Below are 270 nucleotides of genomic sequence, written 5' to 3'. Positions count from 1 at the left end.
AGCGCCGGGTCCAGCACGTACGCCGTCGAGTTCCCGATGGGACGCCCGATGGAGACCGCGGCCTCCACCGTGCTGCTCCGCGTGAGCGTGAGCGTGGTGGAGAAGGTGGTGTTCTCCGTCGGGCCGTAGGCATTGAGCAGCACCGACTCCGCGGACAACCGCGAGACGTGCTCCCGCACGCGCTGCACCGGTAGCACGTCGCCGCCAGCGAGCACCTGGGGCACGGTCGCCAGTGCATCCACGTGATGGAGGACCATCTGCTCGTAGAGC

At 68.9% G+C, this 270-nt stretch carries 1 protein-coding gene; it reads right to left on the bottom strand.

From position 1 onward, the window contains the following. On the bottom strand, nucleotides 1–270 hold a 270-nt coding region (locus tag D7X74_RS42320), incomplete at both ends, for an AMP-binding protein (RefSeq protein ID WP_147446932.1).

The organism is Corallococcus sp. CA047B, assembly GCF_003612065.1.
In the GTDB taxonomy this organism is placed as follows: Bacteria; Myxococcota; Myxococcia; order Myxococcales; family Myxococcaceae; genus Corallococcus; species Corallococcus praedator.
The sequence above is the reverse complement of the archived record's forward strand: the minus strand, read 5'-3'. Positions and strand labels throughout refer to the sequence as shown.